This is a genomic window from Dietzia sp. B44 (assembly GCF_014145245.1).
GTDB lineage: Bacteria > Actinomycetota > Actinomycetes > Mycobacteriales > Mycobacteriaceae > Dietzia > Dietzia natronolimnaea.
This window is the reverse complement of record NZ_JAALEF010000061.1, coordinates 1-5,939: the sequence shown is the minus strand read 5'-3', so window position 1 is coordinate 5,939 and position 5,939 is coordinate 1. Positions and strand designations below refer to the sequence as shown.

7 protein-coding genes and 2 pseudogenes are annotated in these 5,939 nt (G+C 67.4%); 7 read left to right on the top strand and 2 right to left on the bottom strand.

Features of this window, described 5'->3' with window-relative positions; translation table 11 throughout:
- Window positions 1-188, bottom strand: a pseudogene (locus G6017_RS02715) (hypothetical protein); the annotation flags it as partial.
- A gap of 5 nt (window positions 189-193) precedes the next feature.
- Window positions 194-667 (bottom strand): SRPBCC family protein, encoded by a 474-nt coding sequence (locus G6017_RS02710; protein ID WP_182615809.1) that lies wholly within the window; start codon window positions 665-667, stop codon window positions 194-196.
- Between the two features lie 284 nt (window positions 668-951).
- Between G6017_RS02710 and groL the strand changes: the two genes are divergently transcribed.
- The 7 genes and pseudogenes from groL to G6017_RS02675 form a co-directional block, all read left to right on the top strand.
- On the top strand, window positions 952-2,574 hold the full coding sequence (groL, locus tag G6017_RS02705; protein WP_179523441.1) for a chaperonin GroEL: 1,623 nt from the start codon (window positions 952-954) through the stop codon (window positions 2,572-2,574).
- A gap of 282 nt (window positions 2,575-2,856) precedes the next feature.
- On the top strand, window positions 2,857-3,000 hold the full coding sequence (locus tag G6017_RS02700) for a hypothetical protein (RefSeq protein ID WP_182609540.1): 144 nt from the start codon (window positions 2,857-2,859) through the stop codon (window positions 2,998-3,000).
- Window positions 3,001-3,051: 51 nt separating this feature from the next.
- Window positions 3,052-3,210 (top strand): hypothetical protein, encoded by a 159-nt coding sequence (locus tag G6017_RS02695; RefSeq protein WP_179523440.1) that lies wholly within the window; start codon window positions 3,052-3,054, stop codon window positions 3,208-3,210.
- Window positions 3,211-3,612: 402 nt separating this feature from the next.
- Entirely contained in the window at window positions 3,613-3,765 is a 153-nt protein-coding gene (locus G6017_RS02690; protein WP_182615807.1) for a hypothetical protein, read from the top strand.
- Between the two features lie 133 nt (window positions 3,766-3,898).
- Window positions 3,899-4,060, top strand: coding sequence for a hypothetical protein (locus G6017_RS02685; protein ID WP_182615805.1), 162 nt, complete (start codon window positions 3,899-3,901; stop codon window positions 4,058-4,060).
- Between the two features lie 367 nt (window positions 4,061-4,427).
- On the top strand, window positions 4,428-5,537 hold the full coding sequence (locus G6017_RS02680) for an alpha/beta hydrolase (protein ID WP_179523437.1): 1,110 nt from the start codon (window positions 4,428-4,430) through the stop codon (window positions 5,535-5,537).
- Window positions 5,538-5,695: 158 nt separating this feature from the next.
- Window positions 5,696-5,939, top strand: a pseudogene (locus tag G6017_RS02675) (alpha/beta fold hydrolase); the annotation flags it as partial.

The following is a 5,939-nucleotide window of genomic DNA, read 5'->3' as shown; positions in this document are numbered from 1 at the left end:
CGGACGTCCTGCCAGTCACCGGGAGGTGGACCCGCGGCCAGGGTGGGGCCGGGTTCCTCGCGGTCGGGGGTGGCGGGGTCCGCGTCGTCGGTCCAGAGCGCGCACCCGGTGAGCGCTGCCACGAGGGAGCCCGCGAGGATCGTCGCGAGCCCGCTCCGGGCCACCGCGACCACGCCCACCCCGGCCATGGCGGTCAGCCCTGCTCGACGAGGGCCTTGATCCGCTTCAGGGAGGTCGACACGCCCCTGTCCATTTCCTTGGTGAACGAGGGCTGTCCGCCGAAGAGCTTGTCGGTGAGGAACGTCGAGATGAAGGTCAGGCCGCTCGGGACCTCACGGCGTTCGGTGAGGCGGGTACCGCCGTCGGCGGTGGGCTCGAGCTCGAAGACCCAGATGGTGGTGTTCTCGGTGATGCGGTTGGCGAACCTGCGACCGGGCTCGAACTCGACGACACGGCTGGTGGTGGGCCAGAAGAGCGGGCCGCGCTTGTTGATGTTGAGCGCCCACGTCCCGGCGGTCGTGCGACCACCGAGGGCGACGACCTTGTGCGCCTGGCTGCTCCACTGGGGTGCGTTGCGGACCTCGGAGACAACCTCCCAGACCCGGGCCGGTGGGGCGTCGATCTCGATCGAACTCTCGATGGCGGCGGGGGCGGACTCGGTGGGCATGGATGGCCTTCCAATGGGAACGGGCTTCGATGGCGTCTCGATGGTAGGGGACGGGGCGCGACCGTGCGTGTCGTTCGCCCGCCGTGAACACCGGGCCGCACCCTTTGCACTCGTCGGGGGCGAGTGCTAGAAAAGCGGTTGGCACTCGGCTACCCTGAGTGCCAGCAACACCTGAACTGAGGTCGCAAGGTGAGGCGCGGATCTGACACGGTCCGCTCCGTCCGTCGCGGGCGCCGACGCCGACCACATACGTGTCACCCCACACCCGGAGGATGATTCACCCAATGGCAAAGATGATCGCGTTCGATGAAGAGGCCCGCCGCGGCTTGGAGAGCGGTCTCAACCAGCTCGCCGACGCCGTCAAGGTCACGCTCGGCCCCAAGGGTCGCAACGTCGTGCTGGAGAAGAAGTGGGGCGCCCCCACGATCACCAACGACGGCGTCTCCATCGCCAAGGAGATCGAGCTCGAGGACCCGTACGAGAAGATCGGTGCGGAGCTCGTCAAGGAGGTCGCCAAGAAGACCGACGACGTCGCGGGCGACGGAACCACCACCGCCACCGTCCTGGCCCAGGCGCTCGTGCGCGAGGGCCTGCGCAACGTCGCCGCCGGTGCCAACCCCATGGGCATCAAGCGCGGCATCGAGAAGGCCGTCGAGGCCGTCACCGCGCACCTGATCGCCTCCGCCAAGGAGATCGAGACCAAGGAGCAGATCGCTGCGACCGCGGGCATCTCCGCCGCCGACCCGGCGATCGGCGAGCTCATCGCCCAGGCCATGGACAAGGTCGGCAAGGAGGGCGTGATCACGGTCGAGGAGTCGCAGACCTTCGGCCTGGATCTCGAGCTCACCGAGGGTATGCGCTTCGACAAGGGCTACATCTCGCAGTACTTCATGACGGATCCGGAGCGCCAGGAGGCGGTCATGGAGGATCCGTACGTCCTGCTGGTCTCGGGCAAGGTCTCCACCGTCAAGGACCTCCTGCCGCTGCTGGAGAAGGTCATCGGCGAGGGCAAGTCCCTGCTGATCATCGCCGAGGACGTCGAGGGCGAGGCCCTGTCCACGCTGGTCGTGAACAAGATCCGCGGCACCTTCAAGTCCGTCGCCGTCAAGGCTCCGGGCTTCGGTGACCGTCGCAAGGCCATGCTGCAGGACATCGCCATCCTCACCGGTGGCCAGGTCATCTCGGAGGAGGTCGGCCTCTCGCTCGAGACCGCCGACATCTCCATGCTGGGCAAGGCGCGCAAGGTCGTCGTGACCAAGGACGAGACCACCATCGTCGAGGGCGCGGGCGACCAGGGGCAGATCGAGGGACGGGTCAACCAGATCCGCGCCGAGATCGAGAACTCCGACTCGGACTACGACCGCGAGAAGCTCCAGGAGCGCCTCGCGAAGCTCGCCGGCGGCGTCGCCGTCATCAAGGCGGGCGCGGCCACCGAGGTCGAGCTCAAGGAGCGCAAGCACCGCATCGAGGACGCGGTCCGCAACGCCAAGGCCGCGGTCGAGGAGGGCATCGTCGCCGGCGGCGGCGTCGCCCTGGTCAAGTCCGAGGTCGCCATCGACGGGCTGTCCCTCGAGGGCGAGGAGGCCACCGGTGCGAAGATCGTCAAGTTCGCGCTGAGCGCCCCGCTCAAGCAGATCGCCTTCAACGCCGGTCTCGAGCCGGGCGTCGTGGCGGAAAAGGTCCGGAGCCTCCCGGGCGCCCAGGGCCTCAACGCCGCCACCGGCGAGTACGAGGACCTGCTGGAGGCCGGTATCAACGATCCGGTCAAGGTGACGCGCTCCGCGCTGCAGAACGCCGCCTCCATCGCGGCGCTCTTCCTCACCACCGAGGCCGTCGTGGCCGACAAGCCCGAGCCCGCCGGTCAGGCGATGCCGGGTGGCGACGAGATGGGTGGCATGGGCTTCTGACCCGAGCCCACACAGTACGCCGGGCCGTGGCCCGCACCGGAGAACCCCGGTGCGGGCCACGGCCTTTTGTGCGTGCCCTCGGACGGGTCACGGCGGGCCCGACACTCCTGGACCGCGGTGGCGGTCCCGTAACAGGATCGTCATCTTTCCCCCGCCGCGTAAATAGCCTGTGATCTGCGGTTACGGTGCCGTTTCGCCCATTGTGGTGGACGCGCGTCCTTTTCTAGTGTTCCTGTCAGGCGCCTCGAAGGGTGCCGTGAACGCACGAGAACGGAGAACACCATGCCCGACTTCGGTCAGCTGTCCGACCTCTTCGGAGGCATCACCGACATCCTCGGAGCCGTCGTCACATTCACCGGGTCGCTGGGGGGCGAGGGGGGCATGAACGACTTCTTCGATGCCGTGTCGAGCATCAGCGCCGACTGATCCCAGAGCTCACCTCCAGAGATAACCACCCAGCAGACCCAGGAGTACACCATGTTCTTCCCCGAGTTCGGATCCCTCGCCGGCGTCAGCGGCGCCCTCGGCTATGTCAACGACTTCCTCGGCGCCTTCGGAGACCTGTTCTCCGGCCTGGCCTACTTCACCGGAGGCGACTTCGAGGAGGCCCTCGCCGGCGGCTTCATGATGTGGTGACCCGAGCCTGCTGAGGGCGGCCATGCCCTCAGCACACCGGTGCGGCCCGTGCGATCTCCCTCGCGCGGGCCGCACTGCTGTGCCACGCGCAGTTATGTGGGCGCTTGTCTAGATGAATGTTAATCGACCTAAAGGTGTCTCCGCGGCGTCGCCACGCCCCGCCCAGCGTGAGGGAAAGTTAATGCGCTCGATTAAGTCGTTGACTCAATAGTATTTGCGCAGGCAGATCAAGGTGCTAGGGTTTCCTTGCATCTAGTGATCTGGGTCACGAAGGGTGCCCTGGGCGGATAAGGCGTCACCCGGCTGCCGTCGAGACCGAGGTCACAATTGACTTCGGAGCCGCTCAGATTATGCTGACTCTGGCCCCATGAGCCGGGGCACCACTTTCAAAGGGAGACACACATGCCTGACTTCAGCGCCATCAGTGCCGCACTCACCGCGGTCAAGAACCTCATCGACGGCTTCATCGGATTCACCGGTTCCATCAGCGGCACCGACACCATCGATGCCGTCGACGCGCTGTTCGGCAGCCTCGGCGCGACCGACCAGACCTGATCCCTCGGCTCTTCTGGTCCTGACGCGGCACGGGCCGCGCCCCCGCTTCCGGTCACGGCGTAAGGCGACCAACTCCAGCAACTTTCCGTTCCCCGGATCCGCATCCGGAAACCACACTTCTTAGGAGAACACCATGGGTATTGATCTCGGTTCGCTCGGCCCGGTCATCGGCGAGGGCGGCATCGTCAACCTGTTCGGCGGCTTGCTCGGCAACGTCAACAACCTGGTCAAGGGCGTCGGCTACTTCCTCGGTGGCGACTTCCAGAAGGCCCTCGACGCCGGCTTCATGGCCTGAGTCGTACGGCTGATCGACAAAGGGCTCCGGGCCTCGCCCGGGGCCCTTTCTCGTGCGCTCCCCGGTGTGGCGCCCGCCCACGCGCCGCGCGGGGTGTATCGGATTTTCTTCATATCGGTAACAAGAGGCCGGGTAGCGTCGATAATGTTGACGTGAGCCGCAAGGGTGGTTCCGCGGTTACCGGCGGGCCACCCGGGTATGTCATCCTCGGATGGTGCCCGGCGGGCGCAAGACTCGGTCCTGTAGGCACGCTCCCACCAGGGGTGTGCTTAGTGGGACTTGTGTGACTACTGGGAATCGGGTTAGCTGTCAAGCGAGGGTCTGCCCGGGTCCGTCTGTGAACAACGAGAAGGTTAGGCGTCGGAATATGCGTTCAGTCAAGAGCGGCCGGTTGGGCACCAAGGTCGCCGCAGCGGCCATCGCCGCGGCCATGGTCCCCGTCGTTGCCACGGGCACGGCACAGGCCCAGGGTGGCAACATCCAGTACACCAAGGCCACCGCCCAGAACAAGGTCGTCGAGACCCAGCTTCCCGACGGTCGACTGATCGTGTCGGTGTGGTCGGACAAGATGGCCATCGAGGTCCCGAACATCGTGCAGCGCCCCCGCGACGGTAACGCCGGCGCGCCGGTGCTCTACCTGGTCAACGGCGCCGGTGGTGGCGAGGACTCGGCCACCTGGCAGGCGCAGTCGGACGTCCGGGCGTTCATGTCCGACAAGGACGTCTGGACCGTCACCCCGATCGGTGGTGCCTTCTCCTACTACACGGACTGGCAGCGTCACGATCCCAACGTCCAGACCCGCTACGCCCGCGAGACCAACCGCCCGATGGCGTTCGAGACCTACCTCGCGCAGGAGCTCCCGACCCTCTTCGAGGGCCGGTACGGCGGCAACTACCCGAACCGCAAGCGCAGCCTCGCCGCGATCTCGATGACCGCCACCTCGGTCCTGACGATCGCCCAGAACCACCCGGGCCGCTTCCAGGCCATCGGCTCGTACTCGGGTTGTGCCGAGACGTCGACCCCGATCGGCTACCAGTTCATCAACATCGTCACCGGCATGCGTGGCGGCGCGAACCTCGACAACATGTGGGGCCCCTACCCGGGTCCGGGCTGGGTGGCCAACGACCCGGTCGCCCAGGCGCACAAGTTCGTCGCCCAGCGCGACAACGGCACCCTGCCGGCCATGTTCATCTCCACCGGCAACGGCCTGCCCGGCCCGCACGAGTCGCTGGAGAACTGGCGTCTGCGCAACAGCATCCCGGCCCTCGCCAACCAGGCGATCGTCGGCGGCATCATCGAGGCGGCCACGCAGTACTGCACGGCCAACCTCGCCCGCCGCTTCGGCGAGCTGCAGATCCCGGCCCAGTTCGACTTCGCGCCCAACGGCACGCACTCATGGGGCTACTGGGAGGACGACCTCAAGCAGTCCTGGCCGATGATGGCCCAGGCGATGAACGCGCGCTACGGCCCGATCTGATCGGCTGACGCGCCGGCGCCCCCGGGTCCCGGCTCCGACGGACCCCGTCCCACCATCCGAGTGGGGCGGGGTCCGTCGTCGTCCGTGGGCGTGCAGCGTGCGCGTGGTCACGTCGGGCCGGGTGCGGTGTGGGCAGGGGACTGCGGCATCCTGTACGCATGACCAAGACCGACGACCCGCGGCGGACCGAGCTCCGGCACGCGGACGGCAGCACGAGTCCGCTGTTGATGGTGGAGGCCGACCGGCGGGACTCCGACAGGCCCGCCGTACTGGTCCTGCCCGGCATCGCCGTCGGCGCCCGGTACTACCTCCCGCTGGCCCGCGCACTGGCCGCCGAGGGCGTGGACGTGGCGATCACGGAACTGCGGGGCCAGGGCGAGAGCACCCACCGCATCGGCCGCG

Coding starts and splice junctions, on each gene's coding strand:
- G6017_RS02695 (WP_179523440.1), top strand. CDS start 3,052: ATGTTCTTCCCCGAGTTCGGATCCCTCGCCGGCGTCAGCGGCGCCCTC.
- groL (WP_179523441.1), top strand. CDS start 952: ATGGCAAAGATGATCGCGTTCGATGAAGAGGCCCGCCGCGGCTTGGAG.
- G6017_RS02680 (WP_179523437.1), top strand. CDS start 4,428: ATGCGTTCAGTCAAGAGCGGCCGGTTGGGCACCAAGGTCGCCGCAGCG.
- G6017_RS02690 (WP_182615807.1), top strand. CDS start 3,613: ATGCCTGACTTCAGCGCCATCAGTGCCGCACTCACCGCGGTCAAGAAC.
- G6017_RS02710 (WP_182615809.1), bottom strand. CDS start 667: ATGCCCACCGAGTCCGCCCCCGCCGCCATCGAGAGTTCGATCGAGATC.
- G6017_RS02685 (WP_182615805.1), top strand. CDS start 3,899: ATGGGTATTGATCTCGGTTCGCTCGGCCCGGTCATCGGCGAGGGCGGC.
- G6017_RS02700 (WP_182609540.1), top strand. CDS start 2,857: ATGCCCGACTTCGGTCAGCTGTCCGACCTCTTCGGAGGCATCACCGAC.